The organism is Arthrobacter sp. M71 S08 (genome assembly GCF_059089725.1).
In genome coordinates this window covers 322,864-339,118 of sequence record NZ_JBNHEY010000004.1, presented here as the reverse complement: position 1 = coordinate 339,118, position 16,255 = coordinate 322,864, and the positions used below count along the sequence as shown (strand labels likewise).

General features: G+C 63.9%; 17 protein-coding genes. 8 read left to right on the top strand and 9 right to left on the bottom strand.

The features are described from left to right. The first annotated feature begins 220 nt into the window (after positions 1-220). From AC5RTB_RS11380 to AC5RTB_RS11360, 5 genes are all read left to right on the top strand, one after another. Positions 221-391: a hypothetical protein gene (locus AC5RTB_RS11380; RefSeq protein ID WP_494061175.1), complete on the top strand. Its 171-nt coding sequence runs from the start codon at positions 221-223 to the stop codon at positions 389-391. A gap of 3 nt (positions 392-394) precedes the next feature. Then, positions 395-598: a hypothetical protein gene (locus tag AC5RTB_RS11375; protein WP_494061174.1), complete on the top strand. Its 204-nt coding sequence runs from the start codon at positions 395-397 to the stop codon at positions 596-598. Between the two features lie 128 nt (positions 599-726). Continuing rightward, entirely contained in the window at positions 727-1,452 is a 726-nt protein-coding gene (locus AC5RTB_RS11370) for an ATP-binding cassette domain-containing protein (RefSeq protein WP_494061173.1), read from the top strand. Between the two features lie 211 nt (positions 1,453-1,663). Then, entirely contained in the window at positions 1,664-2,086 is a 423-nt protein-coding gene (locus tag AC5RTB_RS11365; RefSeq protein ID WP_494061172.1) for a hypothetical protein, read from the top strand. 632 nt (positions 2,087-2,718) lie between these two features. Next, on the top strand, positions 2,719-3,021 hold the full coding sequence (locus tag AC5RTB_RS11360) for a hypothetical protein (RefSeq protein WP_494061171.1): 303 nt from the start codon (positions 2,719-2,721) through the stop codon (positions 3,019-3,021). Here AC5RTB_RS11360 and AC5RTB_RS11355 read toward each other — a convergent pair. The 6 genes from AC5RTB_RS11355 to AC5RTB_RS11330 all read right to left on the bottom strand — a co-directional run bounded on the left by AC5RTB_RS11355 (position 3,008) and on the right by AC5RTB_RS11330 (position 10,668). Then, entirely contained in the window at positions 3,008-4,267 is a 1,260-nt protein-coding gene (locus AC5RTB_RS11355) for an FAD-binding protein (protein ID WP_494061170.1), read from the bottom strand. The genes AC5RTB_RS11360 and AC5RTB_RS11355 overlap by 14 nt on opposite strands. Positions 4,268-4,293: 26 nt before the next feature. Next, positions 4,294-5,529 carry a multiple monosaccharide ABC transporter permease gene (mmsB, locus tag AC5RTB_RS11350; RefSeq protein ID WP_494061169.1) on the bottom strand — a complete coding sequence of 412 codons (1,236 nt, stop codon included), beginning with the start codon at positions 5,527-5,529 and terminating at the stop codon, positions 4,294-4,296. Between the two features lie 4 nt (positions 5,530-5,533). Continuing rightward, positions 5,534-7,063: a multiple monosaccharide ABC transporter ATP-binding protein gene (gene mmsA / locus AC5RTB_RS11345; protein WP_494061168.1), complete on the bottom strand. Its 1,530-nt coding sequence runs from the start codon at positions 7,061-7,063 to the stop codon at positions 5,534-5,536. A gap of 73 nt (positions 7,064-7,136) precedes the next feature. Continuing rightward, a complete protein-coding gene (gene chvE, locus AC5RTB_RS11340; RefSeq protein ID WP_494061167.1) occupies positions 7,137-8,255 on the bottom strand; it encodes a multiple monosaccharide ABC transporter substrate-binding protein in 1,119 nt (372 codons plus the stop codon). Between the two features lie 170 nt (positions 8,256-8,425). Beyond that, positions 8,426-9,940, bottom strand: coding sequence for an L-arabinose isomerase (gene araA / locus AC5RTB_RS11335; RefSeq protein ID WP_494061166.1), 1,515 nt, complete (start codon positions 9,938-9,940; stop codon positions 8,426-8,428). Further along, positions 9,937-10,668 carry an L-ribulose-5-phosphate 4-epimerase gene (locus AC5RTB_RS11330; RefSeq protein ID WP_494061165.1) on the bottom strand — a complete coding sequence of 244 codons (732 nt, stop codon included), beginning with the start codon at positions 10,666-10,668 and terminating at the stop codon, positions 9,937-9,939. The genes araA and AC5RTB_RS11330 overlap by 4 nt, the downstream gene beginning before the upstream one ends. A gap of 241 nt (positions 10,669-10,909) precedes the next feature. Between AC5RTB_RS11330 and AC5RTB_RS11325 the strand changes: the two genes are divergently transcribed. Then, positions 10,910-12,535: a xylulokinase gene (locus tag AC5RTB_RS11325; protein WP_494061164.1), complete on the top strand. Its 1,626-nt coding sequence runs from the start codon at positions 10,910-10,912 to the stop codon at positions 12,533-12,535. Between the two features lie 14 nt (positions 12,536-12,549). Here the strand turns inward: AC5RTB_RS11325 and AC5RTB_RS11320 are convergent, their stop codons facing one another. Genes AC5RTB_RS11320 through AC5RTB_RS11310 form a run of 3 tightly spaced genes read right to left on the bottom strand, consistent with a single transcriptional unit; the run spans position 12,550 to position 15,386 of the window. Next, complete coding sequence (locus AC5RTB_RS11320) at positions 12,550-13,629, bottom strand: LacI family DNA-binding transcriptional regulator (RefSeq protein WP_494061163.1); 1,080 nt, start codon at positions 13,627-13,629, stop codon at positions 12,550-12,552. Between the two features lie 57 nt (positions 13,630-13,686). Further along, complete coding sequence (locus tag AC5RTB_RS11315) at positions 13,687-14,730, bottom strand: FAD-dependent oxidoreductase (protein ID WP_494061162.1); 1,044 nt, start codon at positions 14,728-14,730, stop codon at positions 13,687-13,689. Further along, entirely contained in the window at positions 14,727-15,386 is a 660-nt protein-coding gene (locus tag AC5RTB_RS11310) for a cyclodeaminase/cyclohydrolase family protein (RefSeq protein WP_494061161.1), read from the bottom strand. The genes AC5RTB_RS11315 and AC5RTB_RS11310 overlap by 4 nt, the downstream gene beginning before the upstream one ends. A 105-nt stretch (positions 15,387-15,491) precedes the next feature. Between AC5RTB_RS11310 and AC5RTB_RS11305 the strand changes: the two genes are divergently transcribed. Both AC5RTB_RS11305 and AC5RTB_RS11300 read left to right on the top strand, forming a co-directional pair. Beyond that, entirely contained in the window at positions 15,492-15,848 is a 357-nt protein-coding gene (locus tag AC5RTB_RS11305; protein ID WP_494061160.1) for a VOC family protein, read from the top strand. A gap of 183 nt (positions 15,849-16,031) precedes the next feature. After that, the gene (locus AC5RTB_RS11300) at positions 16,032-16,181 is read left to right on the top strand and encodes a hypothetical protein (protein WP_494061159.1); all 150 of its coding nucleotides are present in this window, start codon (positions 16,032-16,034) and stop codon (positions 16,179-16,181) included. Positions 16,182-16,255 lie beyond the last annotated feature (74 nt).

The window sequence follows — 16,255 nt, the reverse complement described above, 5'->3', positions numbered from 1 at the left end:
GGCTCGAGCACTACAACACTGAACGCAGTCACAGCGCACTCGGAGGCAAACCACCGATCAGTCGACTGGCACCAACCTGATGGCCGGGTACACCTAGCGCATTCGGAAGGGTTAGGCACCTTTCCCAACTTTTCGCGTTGTTCCAACGGTGGCAGAAACTTAGCGAGAGTGGTCGTTTCTGCCACTGTTGCGGGCTTATGGTGAAGAGGACCATCGAGGTATGGAAATCGTCGTCGTACTGGTTCTGCTGGCCGCCCTCACTGTGGCCGTCCTCCGCGCCGTCCACGCCGACGGCACGGGGCACACTCCCCCGGTCCGTTCCCACCCTGGCTGGGGTGATGCCGCGCTGCCGAGCGCTTCCTACTCCAATCCCACGCCGGAGGGGGTGTAAGTCATGGATCTACTCATCATTTTCGGGGCAACCCTCGCACTGTTCGCCCATATCGGCCGCAGCTCGGTTCCGGCGTCAGAGCGTCTGCCACTCTCCTCCTGGCGGCCGTCCGACGTGGCGCGGAACGCCTGGCTGGGCCTGCTCGTGTGCTCCCTGCAGACGCCTTTGGACCGCACACTGGAGGAGATGTTCCGCGAGTACCGCTGACCGAAGCGGGCGCAACATAACGTCAAACAAGTGACCCCGTGACAGAATTCTTCCCCGTGCGGGCTAGGTTAGGGGTGATCACTGGCGGGCACAGGGGTGCCCGGACACCTGGATGCTACGGAGTACCGATGAATCCCAGCCCGGTTCCACCCCATCACACAGCAGCAAAAAGCGCGTCGACGCCGCTGCCCGTCTCCTTCGTGAAGCTGCACGCCGAGGGCGTGCGCAATGTCAGTCTCGACATCCACGCCGGTGAGGTGCTCGCGTTCGTGGGCAACGAGAACGACGCCGCATCCCGCCTCCTGCGCGCGGCCGCCGGTCTCGATCATCCACAGTCCGGATCAGTGCTGGTCGGCGGCGAGCCCGTCCGGCGCACGGACGACCGTTGTTCCTGGACTCCCCGGGATACCGACCTTCAGCTGAATCACTCGCTCCAGGCGAACCTCGCGTTGGGCCTTCGCAAGAGTTCGAGCGCCAGTGAGGGCAAGGCTAAAATCGCCGAGCTTCTGGATCTCGCCGGCCTGCACCGGTTCGCGAAGCTGCTGCCCACGGAAGTCACCGCGGAAATAGCGCGGCGGGCTGCTTTGGCCCGTGCCCTCGCGGGCGGACCCGGCGTGATGCTCCTCGACCACCCGTTCGCCGCCGTCGAAGGTGCTGCCCGGAACGTACTGCACAACGTACTGCAGACCCTCCACCGCGCACTCCCCACCACCGTCCTCCTGGCAACGAACAGCATGGAAGAGGCGGTCCGCCTCGCTGACCGGGTGGTGGTGCTCGGCCGGACAGCGGCCGAGGACGTCACCGGCACACTCTCCATCCGCGAGATCCGGGAGGGGCAGCGCAAGCAGCGCTGATTCGTCCGCAGTTCCGCTCACCGGCTCCGCTTGGGTCCCGCTCGGGTCCGGCCCGCGCTTCGCGTTAGCGTTTGGGCCTCCTGATAGCCATCTGCCGCTAACCGTTGGCCAAAGCGCTATCCGGGAGCGAGGGCGCTATAAGACCCTGTGGATAGTCGGAACCACGACCAGCAGGTGCTCGGTAGTCTCGTCAACGAGAGAACGGACGGGCATGAGTGAGAACGGCGCTACCCACGGGGCAGACACCGGACAACCCCAAAGATGGGGTTTCTGGATAATGCGAAGACTGCTTGGACTGATCGCGCCAGTAGTGGTCCTCGCGCTTGCTGTCCTGATCTACATCATGTTCGCTTCCGTGCCGGAGGACGAGGGCTGGATGATCGACGTCGTCATTGTGTATGGGTTGGCACTGCTGAGCCCAATGGGACTGGTGGCTTTGGCGGGGTCTCTCTGCGCTTATTCGACCCGCGGTAGCCCAGCGTCCCGGACCGGGAAGGTCTCGTTGATCATCAACCTCGTGCTTACTGCGGTCCTGATCATCCCGGCGCTTTCCATGCTTTCCTTCTTCCTCCAGTCCGCGCCCACCATGATTCCGGAGCTGTTCGCATGGATGGGTGCCCGGTTGCACGGCTGATACTGGATGCGGGCGGGATACATATTCGAGCCAGTTGTGTAAACTCGTAAGCACACTTACGGTCGGGTGGCTCGTATTCAACGCGCCGACGCCGGAACGTGCAGCTGTCTAGCGCCTGTCGCCCGCAGCGTTGGGAGATATCTGTGCAGAGCACTAACTGGTTCAAATACACCGCAGGGGTGGCGCTCTTCATCGGAGCAACGTTCGCAGCCACTCCGGTTGCCCATGCGGATCACGAATCTGGCCGGCCTTCTCAGTCCGGGCAGCCCACGGATCCCGATACCGGACCGCCTGCCGAGCTTGGCCCGCCATCGGGCGGGGAAACCCAGCCCACACTGCGCCGGGAATCGCCCGCGGATGAGACGCCGGACCCTGTCGATACCGGCCAGCCTAGTATTCCACCGGCTGACCCCCCTGCTGACCCGCCACCCCCTCCAACGACTGATCCTCCAGCGGTGACTCCTGCGCCCGAACCCGAACCGGTGCAGGAGCCCGCACCAGCGCCTGCGCCCGTCGAGCCGCCACCGCCACCCGCACCGGCGCCTCCCCCACCGCCGGCTCAACCAGCCCCGGCGCCGGCTCCGCAGCAGTTCGTTCTTCCCCCTCCGCCTGCCCCGGTGTATCAGCCCCCGTTGGAGTTCGTCCCGCTTGAACCTGCTCCGGAACCCGACGCGGAAGAAACCGAAGAACCAGAGAAAGAGATCGCGCCGTTCGCGATGCCGCCGTACGCCTGGGCACCGATGTACCAGGCGCCGAGGCCCTCTGACACCCCGGCTTCGGTCACACCCGCAGCCGGAAGCGAGGAAGCGGCTTCCGAGGCAACCGGCTTCCCGCTCGTGCCCGGCATCAGCGCCGCGCTGCTGATCCTGCTGGCCGCCGGCGTGGTTGTCGTCGCAAGGCGTTCACAGGGACCCAGGGGTTTCAGCGCCCCATAACGGCTTGGGTAAACGGATTGGTGAAGACACCCTCGGGGTCCAGGCGCTTCGCCAGGATCCGGAAGTCCTCCAGCCGCGGATACAGCCGGTCAAGATCGTGCGCGCCGGCAGTGAAGAGCTTGCCCCAGTGCGGCCTGGCCGCATACGGCTCCAGCGCGGCCGCAAGGGTCGGCAGGAACGCTTCGACGGCCGGTTGATCCTGGACCCAAGTGAAGTGCAGGCCGACCGCGTCGGTTCCGTAGCTTGAGCTCAGCCACAGCCCATCGGCGGCAACCGTCCGGATCTCGTTGACCTGCAGGAGAGGCACAATTTCGGTGCTGAGCTCCCTGACGGCGCGGATTGCGGCGACGGCATGCTCGCGGGGAACAAGGTACTCCGACTGGAGTTCCACACCGTTGCTGGGCGTGAAGTCGAGCTTGAAGTGGGGCAACCGGTTGTACCAGGGGCCGGCCGCACCCAGCTGAGGAGTGCATCCGATCGCCGGCAGTCCGGGCAACGGGTGTCGTTCATCCTCCGCAGGTAGCGCACCAAACAGATTCTCCGCCAGCGGCGCATCCCGGTCCGGCCGACGCTTCACCCACACCGAGTCCGCGACGTCCGGATCGCGCCAGGTGGTAAAGACGCTGACGCTGTACGCGGCACCGGTGACTCCGTCGAAATTCTGTGCCAGGTTTTCCAGCGGCAGTTTTTCGAAGACGGTTTGCTCCACCTCGAAGGCCGGCTCAATCTCCAGATCGAGACTCGTTACGATACCCAGCGCGCCAAGGTTGATCACCGTACCTTCGAAGTCGGGGTCTCCGGCTTCGAACCGCACCAGGTCACCGTTGCCGGTCACCAGTTCCAGCCCGACGACGGCGGCGGCCAGGCTGCGGTTCCGGTTGCCGGAGCCGTGCGTCCCCGTGGCCACTGCTCCGCCCACCGAGATGTGCGGCAGCGACGCGAGGTTCGCCAACGCGAATCCTTCCCTCTCGAGTTCACTGGCCAGCTCGCCATACCGGATTCCGGCACCCACGGTCACGGTGGAGCGGTCCGGATTGATCGTCACCGGGCCGGACAGCGCCGCCGTCGACAGCAGTTCGGCGGTCCCGTCAGCGATGCCGTTGAAAGAATGGCGCGATCCAAGTGCACGGATTGACGTTGACGCGGCAACAATCCGACGCACTTCGTCCACCGTCGGGGGGTGATGCACGGTTGAAGCGCTGTAGGCAAGGTTGCCCGCCCAATTGGTGCCGACGTCGTTGGTCATGGTTCTCCTCGGATTGTGGAAGGGCGTTACTTCAGTGCGCTGGATGCCTTGCGCTTGTTGAAGACGTCGAAGGCGACGGCGAGCAGCAGGACCAGGCCCTTGATGAACTGCTGGTAGTCGGTACCTACGCCCATGAGCGACATGCCGTTGTTCAGCACGCCCATAATCAGACCGCCGGTGATGGCACCGATAACCGTGCCGACGCCGCCGGTGACTGCAGCACCACCGATGAAGGCAGCAGCAATGGCGTCAAGCTCGAACAGGTTTCCGGCACCCGGTCCCGCCGAGTTGAGGCGGCCCGTGAAGACAAGGCCGGCAAGAGCCGCCAGCACGCCCATGTTGACGAAGAGCATGAAGTCGATGCGCTTGGTGTTGACGCCCGAAAGCTGCGCAGCCTGGAGGTTGCCACCGCGGGCGTAAATGTGCCGACCGAACACGCTGTTATTCATGACCGCGCTGTAGACGACCACCAGGACGCCAAGGAGGACAAGGACAATCGGTGTTCCGCTTCGCGAGCTGGCCAGCAGATAGGTCAGGCCGAGGATGACAACAATGCCGAAGGCAAGCTTGGTCATGAACCAGGGTGCCGGTTCAGTCTCAAGGTTAAGGCGTGCCCGGGTCCGCCGGCCGCGAACCTGGCTGACGATGAGCAGAACCGCCGCGATCAGGCCCAGACCGACCGTCGTCCAGTCGAGGATGTTGGTACTGGCCGGAAACAGTCCCGGGAAGAGAAAGCCCCCACCGAGTTGGCGGTACTCCGTCGGGAACCCGCTGATGCGCTGGTTCTCCAGAGTGATCTGGGTAAGGCCGCGGAACAGGAGCATACCGGCGAGGGTGACAATGAAAGCCGGTATGCCGACGTAGGCCACCCAGAATCCCTGCCAGGCGCCCACGATGCCGCCGATAATCAGGGAGGCGAGGATGGCGAGCCACCAGGGGAAGCCCCAGTCCTGGATCATCACTCCGGACATAGCGCCCACGAACGCCGCCACTGAGCCGACAGACAGGTCAATGTGTCCGGCGATGATGATCATCACCATGCCGATGGCGAGCAGCAGGATGTAGCTGTTCTGGACGATGATGTTGGAGACGTTGTCCGGCTGCAGCAGCGCACCACGGGTGAGGACCTGGAAAAGCCCGACGATCACCAGCAGAGCGACGAAGATACCGATCTGGCGGAGCCTGCTGGTCAGGAACTGGGCGGCGTCCCTGACGGAGGGAGGCGGCGTCTTCAGTTCGGCGTCCTTGACAGTTGTTGCCATGGAGTTATTCCTTTTCCTTGGTCATGTGTTGCATGAGGTATTCCGGGGTGGCATCGGCGATCGGAACCTCTGCGGTGATGACGCCCTCAGCCAGTGTGTAGATGCGGTCGCAGATGCCGAGCAGTTCCGGCAGTTCGGAGGAGATCACGATGATCGCCTTACCCTGGGCAGCGAGACCGTTGATGATGGTGTAAATCTCATACTTGGCACCGACGTCAATGCCGCGGGTGGGTTCATCCAGGATGAGAACGTCGGGATCTGCGTACATCCACTTCGACAGGACTACCTTCTGCTGGTTTCCGCCGGAGAGCTTGCCCGTGACGGCGGCGACGGAGGGTGCCTTGATGTTCATGGACTTGCGGTAGTCGTTGGCAACGATGGTTTCCTGTGCGCCGTTGACCCAGCCGCGCGTGGCCAGCTTGTCCAGCGCTGCACCCGAGATGTTCCGCTTGATGTCATCAAGCAGGTTGAGCCCGTAGCGCTTGCGGTCCTCGGTGGCATAGGCGATGCCGTGACGGATGGCGTCCCCCACTGTCTTGGCGTGGATCCGCTGGCCGTTCTTGTACAGGGCACCCGAGATGTTGGACCCGTAGCTGCGGCCGAAGATGCTCATCGCCAGTTCAGTGCGGCCGGCGCCCATGAGCCCGGCGATGCCCACGATCTCGCCGGCACGAACCGACAGATGCGCTTTGTCGATGACGACGCGGGAGTGCTCCTGGGGATGGTGCACCGTCCAGTCCTCGACGCGGAAGACCTCGTCTCCGATGGACGGCGTGCGTTCGGGATAGCGGTGGGCCATATCGCGGCCGACCATCCCCTTGATGATCCGTTCCTCCGTCACGGAGCCGTCATGCAGGCTCAGTGTCTCGATGGTGCGGCCGTCGCGGATGATGGTGACGGAGTCGGCGATCGCGCGTATCTCGTTGAGTTTGTGGCTGATGATGATGCAGGAGATACCTTCAGCGCGGAGGTCGCTAACCAGGCCCAGCAGGTGCGCCGAGTCCTCGTCGTTCAAAGCAGCCGTCGGCTCGTCAAGGATGAGGAGTTTCACATCCTTCGAGAGTGCCTTCGCGATCTCCACCAGCTGCTGCTTGCCGACGCCGATTTCACCGGCGCGCACTGTCGGGTTGAGCTTGAGGCCGACGCGGCGAAGCAACTGGGTTGCCATGGTGTTGGTTTCGTTCCAGTTGACGAATCCCTTTCTGGACCTCTCGTTACCGAGGAAGATATTCTCGGCAACCGACAGGTAGGGCGAAAGCGCCAGCTCCTGGTGGATGATCACCACGCCGTGGTGTTCGCTGTCCTTGATGTCCTTGAACTCGACGGTTTTTCCCTCAAGGACGATGTCGCCGTCGTACGTGCCGTGCGGGTAGACGCCGGAGAGCACCTTCATGAGGGTGGATTTACCTGCGCCGTTCTCTCCGCAGATCGCGTGCACTTCTCCGCGGGCCACTTCGAGGGTGACGTCTTGGAGGGCCTTCACACCGGGGAACGTCTTGGTGATGCCGCGCATCTGAAGGATGTTTTCTGCCATGATGCTTCCTTACATCGTGCCTGGTACCGCTGTGGCCAGCAGCGGGGTGCCGGCCACAGCGGGCTGGAAGGTCCTACTGAACCTCTTCAGCGGTGTAGTAACCGCTGTCGATGAGGACTTCCTCGTAGTTGTCCACGGTCACGATCTGCGACTCGAGCAGGTAGGACGGCACAATCTTCTCGCCGTTGTCGTAGGTCTCGGTGTCGTTGACCTCGGGTTCTTCCCCGTTCATCAGGGCGTCGACCATCAGGACTGCCTGCTCGCCGAGCTCGCGGACATCCTTGAAGATCGTCGAGTACTGCTCCCCGGCAACGATTGACTGGACGGATCCAACCTCAGCGTCCTGGCCGGTAACAACCGGCAGTTCATCCTTCGAATAGCCGCCGGAGGTCAGCGCCGAGATGATGCCGATGGACAGGCCGTCGTACGGAGACAGGACACCCTCAAGGGTCTCTCCGCCGCCGACGGTGAGAAGGTCTTCCATCCGGTCCTGCGCAGTGTCAGGCAGCCAGCGCAGGATGGCGGCCTGCTCGAAGTCCGTCTGGCCGCTCGGCACGCGCAGCACGCCGCTGTCGAGGTACGGCTGCAGTGTTTCCATCGCGCCGTCCCAGAAGAAGGTCGCGTTGTTGTCATCCGGGCTGCCCGCGAAGAGTTCCACGTCGAACGGGCCTTCCTCGCCCGTCTCCTCGCCGTTCTCGTCAAGGACACCCAGCCCGGTCAGCAGCGAGGTGGCCTGCTGCACGCCGACCTCGAAGTTGTCGAACGTGGTGTAGTAGTCCACCGTCTCTGACCCGTTAATGAGCCGGTCGTAAGCGATGACCGGGATGTCCTGGCTCTCCGCCGTGTCCAACACGCTGGTCAGCGTGGTGCCGTCGATCGATGCGATGACCAGGGCCTTCGCGCCGCCGTTGATCATGTTCTCGATCTGCGACACCTGGGTGGCGATGTCATCGTTGGCGAACTGCAGGTCTACCTCGTAGCCGAGCTCCTCCAGCTTGGTCTTGATGTTGTCGCCGTCGGCGATCCAACGCTCCGACTGCTGGGTGGGCATGGCGACGCCGATGCGGGCACCCTCGTTGGAGCCTTCCCCTGCGGCCTCGTCGCCACCACCGCCGCGGCTACCGCCGCAGGCCGACAGTGACAGTGCCAGCGCACTCGCGGCAGCAACGCCGACAAGCATGTTTTTCTTCATGAGTTTCCTTCCCTTGCCGGGCAACAGCGCCCGGAAGTTCCTATGTAACCGACGGGAACGGACGGTCCCCGCCGTGAATCAGAGCTGAATGTGATCGGTCACACTAGCGCAACCTTAGGGCTCTCCGGGTCGACTGGGAATGACCTTCGACGATCGTTATCCGCCTGTAACTAGAGCTTCTGCGCCAGCCGGTAGTAGGCCGAGTTCCACCGCAACTCACGCTGGAACTCACGCAGCGTCGTCGTGCTGTCAATGCGGAGCAGTTCAGTGCCCGCAATGTCGGCGAAATCCTCGAACACATCGAGGCCGACGGCGGTGCTCATCACGGTGTGGTGCGCTGCGCCGGCGCTCAGCCAGGCAGCTGCCGACGTCGCGAGATCCGGTTGCGGCTTCCAGACTGCGCGTGCCACCGGCAGGTTCGGCAGCGGTGCGTCCGGTGGTACAACCTCGACGGCGTTGGCCGTGAGGCGGAAGCGGTCGCGCATGTCGGACATGGCAACGACGACGGCGTCGCCTGAGTCCGTATCGAACACCAGCCGAACCGGGTCCTCCTTGCCGCCGATGCCCAGCGGGTGCACCTCAAGGGTGGGCTTGGAGGTGGTGAGGGTGGGGCAGATTTCCAGCATGTGCGCACCGAGGATCTTCTCCTCCCCAGGCACCAGGTGGTAGGTGTAATCCTCCATCAGCGAGGCGCCGCCGGGGAGTCCGGCTCCCATCACCTTGGCTGCGCGGACCAGGACGGCGGTCTTCCAATCGCCCTCGGCACCGAAGCCGTAGCCGGCCGCCATGAGCCGCTGGACCGCGAGTCCGGGGAGCTGGCGCAGCCCGCCGAGGTCCTCGAACGTCGTCGTGAAGGCGCCGAAGGAACCGCCTTCCAGGAAGGAAAGCAGCGCCAGTTCCTGCCGCGCTCCGTATCGGAGGGACTCGTGACGGTCGCCTCCGCGCCTCAGTTCAGGAACGACGTCGTACGTTGCCTCGTACTCGTCGACCAGCGCGTCGATGTCGGCGTCGGACTGTGCGTCCACCACCTCGACGAGCTCGTTCACGCCCCAGGTGTTGATGGAGACGCCGAAACGCAGCTCCGCCTCCGTCTTGTCGCCCTCGGTGACGGCGACGTTGCGCATATTGTCACCGAAACGCGCAACCTTGAGCTCGTGCACGGCGGCCCAGCCTGCGGCGGCCCGTGACCAGGTGGCGATCTGCTTGGTGACCGCCGGGTTGCTCACGTGTCCGACGACGGTCTTCCGTGCCACGGACAGCCTGGTCTGGATGTACCCGAACTCGCGGTCGCCGTGGGCGGCCTGGTTGAGGTTCATGAAGTCGAAGTCGATGTCCGCCCAGGGCAGTTCGACGTTGATCTGGGTGTGGAGGTGCAGCAGGGGCTTGCGCAGGGTGTCGAGCCCGGCAATCCACATCTTGGCGGGGCTGAACGTGTGCATCCAGGCGATGACGCCGATGGTCTTGTCGCTCGCGTTCGCCTCAAGCGCCATGCGGCGGATCGAGGCGGAGTCTTTCAGCGTTGGCTTCCAGACCACCTTGACCGGCACATCGGAGGTGTCGAGGAGCTTCACGATCTGCTGGGACTGCTCCGCCACCTGGCGGAGCGTTTCGTCACCGTAGAGGTCCTGGCTGCCGGTGAGGAACCAGATCTCGTACTGGTCCAGGGAGGTGTTGAGGGTAGTCACAGTGCGGCTCCGGTTCCTGTGGGCGTTGGCTGACCGTACACGTTCTGGTAGCGGTCAAAAAGGGATTCGATGTGGCGCTGCTCGATCGGCAGCGGGTCGCCGAGCTGGCGGGAGAGGTGGATGGTGCGCGCCACGTCCTCAAGCATGACGGCGGCTTTGACGGCATCTCGTGCGTCCTTGCCGATGGTGAACGGTCCGTGGTTCTGCATCAGGACCGCCCGTGAGCGGTGACCGGTGAGGGTTTCGACAATGCCGCGGCCGATCGAGTCATCCCCGATGATCGCGAACGGGCCCACCGGGATCTCGCCGCCGAACTCGTCCGCCATCGCGGTGATGACGCAGGGGATGGATTCGCCGCGGGCAGCCCAAGCCGTGGCGTAGGTGGAATGGGTATGGACCACTCCGCCGACCCGCGGCATGTTGCGGTAGACGTACGCGTGGGCGGCGGTGTCGCTGGACGGCGAGCGCTCAGAGCCGGGCGTGCCTTCGATGACGTTGCCGTCGAGGTCGCACAGGATCTGGTTCTCGGGCGTCAGCTCATCGTAGTCGACGCCGCTCGGCTTGATGACGAAGAGATCCATGCCGGGCACGCGGCCGGAGACGTTTCCACCCGTCCACACCACCAGGTTGTAGCGGACCAGTTCGGAGTGCAGCTGCGCTACATCACGGCGGACGGTGTCAATTGCGTCCAGTTCACGATCAGTGAAGGACTTAGTGGTGCTAGTCATGTGACCATCGCTTTCGAGTAGGCGGCCGGGAAGTTCCTTGTATCGGCGCATCAGGTCTTTCTGGCTGCGACGACGGATGTTGTCACCTCTCGTGGCGACTAAGCCTTAGAACTACCTAATGTGACCGTTCACACTATATGCTGGAGGTCACGTTTGATGTCAAGCATCGCAGGATCGCGACACTTCCCCTGCTTGGCCTTTTCTCTCAGCATCCGTGACCTCTCATCTAAGGAGACTCTTCATGACCGACCCCAAGGACGTTATTGCCGGTGGCCGTGCTTGCCTCGGAATCGAGCTCGGATCCACGCGCATTAAGGCGTGCCTGATTGGCGAGGACCCTTCGACAGTCCTGGCTGTAGGCAGTCATGACTGGGAGAACAAGCTCGTCGATCGCCTTTGGACCTACTCGCTGGAAGACGTCTGGACGGGCATTCAGGCCGCCTACGCGGATCTGGGCGCCGACGTGAAACGCCGCTACGGCACACGGCTGTACAGTCTGGGAGCGATAGGTGTCTCAGCGATGATGCATGGTTACCTTGCCTTCGACGAAGCGGACGAACTCCTCGTTCCCTTCCGCACCTGGCGCAACACCAACACCGGGCCGGCGGCCACCGAGCTCACCGGACTCTTCGGAGTTAATATCCCGCTGCGGTGGTCAGTTGCACACCTGCATCAGGCCTTACTGGACGATGAACCGCATGTATCGCAGATTCACTCGATCACAACCCTCGCCGGCTATGTGCACCGTGAGCTGACCGGGCGCAAGGTCCTTGGCGTGGGCGATGCGTCCGGAATGTTCCCCATCGACTCCCGCACCAACGACTACGACGCCGGACTGCTGTCCCGCTATGACAGCCTGGTAGCCGAAACTGCACCCGGCCTGAAGCTTTCCGAACTTCTGCCCGACGTACTGGTGGCGGGACAGCCGGCAGGCGAGCTGACAGCTGAGGGAGCGGCCCTCCTTGACCCCACGGGCAGCCTCCAGCCTGGTGCCCTTCTGTGCCCCCCGGAAGGCGACGCGGGCACCGGGATGGTGGCAACTTGCTCGGTTGCCCCACGCACCGGCAACGTCAGCGCCGGCACGAGCATCTTCGCGATGGTGGTACTCGAACGTCCGCTGGATCAGGTGCACCATGAATTGGATCTGGTGACAACTCCTTCCGGCGACCCGGTGGCCATGGTGCACTGCAACAATGGCGCCAGCGAACTCGCCGCGTGGGTAGGGCTCTTCTCCCGCTTTGCCGCCGCCTCCGGAGCCGTGTCGGCTTCCGGTGCTGCTCTGGAGCCGGATGACGTCTTCAACACGCTCTTCCGTGAGGCGCTCGAGGGCGCACCCAACGCCGGCGGCCTGCTCGCCTACAACCACCTCGCGGGCGAACCGATCGCCGAAATCACTGAGGGGCGGCCGTTGTTCCTGCGGACGCCTGACAGCGAATTCACTCTTGCCAATTTCATGCGCGCCCAACTCTACGGAGTATTCGGCACTCTCGCTCTTGGCATGCGCGTCCTCAGCAGCGAGGGCGTTGAGCTGGACCAGATGTTTGCGCACGGAGGCATGTTCCGCACAGCAGGCGTGGCGCAGCGCTTCCTCTCCGGAGCTCTCGCCGCACCGGTCTCCGTCGCGGCGACCGCCTCCGAAGGAGGACCCTGGGGCATCGCGGTGCTGGCTTCATACGCCTCCGCCAACGCCGCCGGCAATGAGCTCGACCTGGACGCCTACCTGCGTAAACACGTATTTGCCAGCGCGGAATTCGAAACAACCGAACCTGACGCGGCTGACGTCGCCGGCTTCGCAACCTACCTCGACCGCTATCGCAGAGGTCTCCAGGTCGAACGCGCCGCGATCGACGCCCTGCCGGTGGAGTGATTTCGAATAGTTCATCACGGTGCGCTTTCGCGAGGCGTTCTACCTCGGCGCGCCGTCGACTGGCGGACTACAAGTTCGGGGACTACTGTGCGCGGCGCATCCTCCACCGGCACATCGAGCTGCGCGAGCAGGTGGGCCACGCACCGCCGCCCCAATTCCGGGAAGTCCTGCCGGACTGTGGTGAGCGGCGGGGCGAAGTGGGCGGCGTCGGGCATGTCATCGAAGCCGACGATGCTGATGTCCTCGGGGATACGTAGCCCCCGTTCCCCGCATGCGTGCATGATCCCGAGCGCCATCTGGTCATTGGAGGAAAAAATTGCAGTGGGCGGATCCTCCGCGATGAGTCCCTGGCCGATTCGGAAGCCGCTGTCAGAAGTCCAGTCGCCGGTGATGATCCGCGAGGAACCGAGGCCCCACTTCGCCATCTCGGTGCGGAATCCACGGATCCTCTCCTTGGATTCCACCCAGCCGGCCGGTCCGGCGACATGCGCTACATTTCGGTGGCCCAGCTCAAGCAGGTGCCGGGTCGCGAGCCGCGCCCCGGCCACCTGGTCCACCGAGAGCCCGTGATCGTCTGCGGGTGAGGTCGAATGCACAGTAACCATCGGGAGTTTTGCCGGCAGGTGTCCCAACTGGCGGAGGGTGGCTTCCTGCGGCGCGAGGACGATAAGCCCTTCGACCGCGTGGTCAACCAGCCGTTCCAGGGCCTCCCTGAAAGCCGCCTCATCGAGGGAGGTGAGAGTTGCCGTGTCGACCAGGTAGCCGGCGCTGGCAGCCGCGGATTCGATTGCTGCCCGGGTCGACGCCGGACCGAAGTAGGTGCCATTCGTGACCAGGACCCCGATCATGCCGGAGCGGCTGGTGACCAGCGAGCGGGCTGCACGGTTGGGCCGGAACTGCAGTGCCTCCATCGCATCGAGCACGCGCTGCCGCGTGCCCTCACGGAGGCTCGGGTGCCCGTTGATGACGCGTGACACGGTCTGGTGCGAGACACCCGCTGCCTTTGCCACGTCGCGAATATTGGCGGCGCGCTTGCGCGGGGCAGGCTGTAGGGACGGAGCCGCCGTCGGCGTAGGCTCCTTGTTTACGGTCACATATGAAACGGTACTGGATGAGACGAAGCTGGTGGCTACGGTTGCGGCCCTGTGCGCTCAGAGGCTCCAGGGGCGCAACCTCAATGCCCTTAGCCGTCGCGGCGGTGCCCTGTGGACGAGGGCATCGATCGATGCTGATCCAGCCGCGATGAGTTGGGTCCGCAGGCGCCGGGACCTGTCGTAAGCAACCAGCGCGCTCTCCACGCCCCCTTGCACGTCGAGATTCCGTGCCAGCGCCAATGCGTCGAGGATAGCTTCGTTTGCACCCCGTCCGAGATCCGGCGTCATGGCGTGGGCAGCATCGCCGACAAGAACCGTCCTGCCGAGGTAATACCGCGGCAAACGCTCCGCCAGGTGGTTAATCTCGTGCCGCAGGAGGGTATCCCGGTCGATGGTCGCCACTGTGGCTGCGACAGGGCCGCACCAGTGTCCGAATAGTCGCTGAAGCTCTTCAAGAGCCGACTGCGGCGACGTATCGGCTGCCGGCGCGAGGACCGCCGTCGCGTACCAGTTCGTTCCGCCCCCGGGGCGGTCACTGGCGCCGAAACGTCGTCCCTCGCCCCAGTATTCGGTGAGTCCCGTCGTCGTCGTTCGTGCCGTCCCCCGCCACACCGTGGTTCCGGTAGAGGTGGCGGCGTATCGCTGTCCGAACAGTGCCAGGCGTAGGTCGCTGTTCACACCATCGGCCGCGACGACAAGGTCTGCCCCTTCATACGCCAGCGGAAGGTCACGCACCGCAAGTGGCTGCCCGAAGGCGAGCACTTCCTCCGGCAGGGCGGCCCGGAGGAGGGCGACGAGCGCCGAACGGTTGATCAGCAGGGAGGTTGTGGCGCGCTTGGGTGGTGTGAGCGGCACGGATCTGCTGGTTCGTAGTCGCAGCTCGGTCAGTGGAACGGTCCGCTCCGCAACTTCCGCCCCGAGACCGAGGGATTCAAGTCCCTTCATGGCCGCACGGTGCAGCACAACCGCCGTCCCCGAGGTCCGCAGCCCCGGCTGCTGCTCCAGAACCTTCACTGACCACTGCGATTTGCGCAGGGCGACAGCCGTGGAAAGACCCGCCACTCCAGCGCCTACAACGATCGCCTTCCGGCGTGCAGTCATACCGAGTCGGTCGGAGCAGCTCGGTCGTCGACGGCGGTCATGGCTGCGTCAATGCGTTGGATCGCGGTGTCCAACCGTTCCACCGTTGCCCACAGGCCGGGCTGCTGTTCCCGGATCTCCTCCAGCGTGAGACCGGAAGACCGCAGCGTGGCCAGATCGAAGCTGACGTTGGTACGTGCGCCTGTCACCGCTGCCCTGAGCGCACCGAACGCGACAACGACGTCGGCAATCAGAGCGGGATTGCCGTTGCCCGCGAGCCAGGACAAGTCGTCGATGGCGTCAATCGCGTGATCACCGAGCGTTGCCGATGACCGGGCAGCACCAAGAGACGCTTCGCGTATTGCGTTATCCCGCTCTTCGCCCGGCTCAAGGCGGAACGCTGCCCCGAACGCACTTGAAGCAGAAGCGTCATCGTCTGCCAGACCCAGCGCAACCTGCCGAAGCTTTTGCGCTCGGGTACGGATCTCCTCCACCTGAGCCTGCTGGTTAGCCTCCGCGTCCGTGTACCCGGCAACCATGGAGGTCAGCGATGCCGCAATGGAGAGCATTACCCCTGCTCCGGCACCTCCACCAGGGGAGCCCACGGACTCCGCCAGGGCTCCCGTCCACTCTTCGACGGTTGAGTGCTGAGTTGTGATTTCTTCTGAATCTGCCATGGAGCAAGTCTGTCCTACGCGGCGGCTGAACGAAACGCCGCTCCGGGAGTTCCCGCCTCCTTATCCGGACACTAATCGTCCGCAAGTGCGCATACGGTGTCGAGTATGGCTATCGCACGATTCCCCACTACTGTCATCGATTGTCCTGACCCTCTAGTCCTCGCAAGGTTCTACGGGAGCATGCTGGACTGGAAGGTAAATGAGGAACCCGATTGGGTCGAAGTTCAAGCGGACTACGGTCAGTGCATATCATTCCAAAAGGTGGAGGACTATTCGCGGCCGGAATGGCCGGGACAGCGCGCCCCGCAGCAGATGCATCTCGACGTGATCGTTGATGACCTCGATGCCGCCGAGGCCGCTGTTCTGGAACTGGGAGCAACCAAGCACGGGCACCAGCCGGGCGAAACCTTTCGCGTGTTCCTGGACCCGGCGGGACACCCTTTCTGTCTTTGCTCAGGGTAAATCTGCTTACCCCACGCGGCTCTAGCCTCCAGCACCAGCAGACGATCACGTCCTTGCGTCGGACCTGAAGGCTCCCATCGCGGTGGTGGCCTGTGCCGTATGGGTCCCTGGCCGAAGAGTCCTGGTTGACCGAAACACCGTTCCGGTCACTGAACCTTCCCGCTGACACCGTCATTTGCCCTGGTGCTGCGTGAGCAGAAGTGCTTCTCCCCGCAGGAGGGAACCGTGTTACGCCGTGGCGACCAGCTGCTCGTAGTGGCGCCCAGCGAGCAGGAAAAAGCGGTTGAACGGTACTTCAGCACGGTGCCCGCCGTCGGGTCAGAATCAGAGTAAGTGTGGACACTGTTCTACCGTCCCAGCGACACTGAAGGGCCAAGGTACTCGCAGAATCGTCACCGGGAGAGGAC

Coding starts and splice junctions, on each gene's coding strand:
- AC5RTB_RS11355 (WP_494061170.1), bottom strand. CDS start 4,267: ATGACCAACGACGTCGGCACCAATTGGGCGGGCAACCTTGCCTACAGC.
- AC5RTB_RS11305 (WP_494061160.1), top strand. CDS start 15,492: ATGGCTATCGCACGATTCCCCACTACTGTCATCGATTGTCCTGACCCT.
- mmsB (WP_494061169.1), bottom strand. CDS start 5,529: ATGGCAACAACTGTCAAGGACGCCGAACTGAAGACGCCGCCTCCCTCC.
- AC5RTB_RS11375 (WP_494061174.1), top strand. CDS start 395: ATGGATCTACTCATCATTTTCGGGGCAACCCTCGCACTGTTCGCCCAT.
- mmsA (WP_494061168.1), bottom strand. CDS start 7,063: ATGGCAGAAAACATCCTTCAGATGCGCGGCATCACCAAGACGTTCCCC.
- chvE (WP_494061167.1), bottom strand. CDS start 8,255: ATGAAGAAAAACATGCTTGTCGGCGTTGCTGCCGCGAGTGCGCTGGCA.
- AC5RTB_RS11310 (WP_494061161.1), bottom strand. CDS start 15,386: ATGGCAGATTCAGAAGAAATCACAACTCAGCACTCAACCGTCGAAGAG.
- AC5RTB_RS11330 (WP_494061165.1), bottom strand. CDS start 10,668: ATGACTAGCACCACTAAGTCCTTCACTGATCGTGAACTGGACGCAATT.
- AC5RTB_RS11325 (WP_494061164.1), top strand. CDS start 10,910: ATGACCGACCCCAAGGACGTTATTGCCGGTGGCCGTGCTTGCCTCGGA.
- AC5RTB_RS11315 (WP_494061162.1), bottom strand. CDS start 14,730: ATGACTGCACGCCGGAAGGCGATCGTTGTAGGCGCTGGAGTGGCGGGT.
- AC5RTB_RS11365 (WP_494061172.1), top strand. CDS start 1,664: ATGAGTGAGAACGGCGCTACCCACGGGGCAGACACCGGACAACCCCAA.
- AC5RTB_RS11370 (WP_494061173.1), top strand. CDS start 727: ATGAATCCCAGCCCGGTTCCACCCCATCACACAGCAGCAAAAAGCGCG.
- AC5RTB_RS11380 (WP_494061175.1), top strand. CDS start 221: ATGGAAATCGTCGTCGTACTGGTTCTGCTGGCCGCCCTCACTGTGGCC.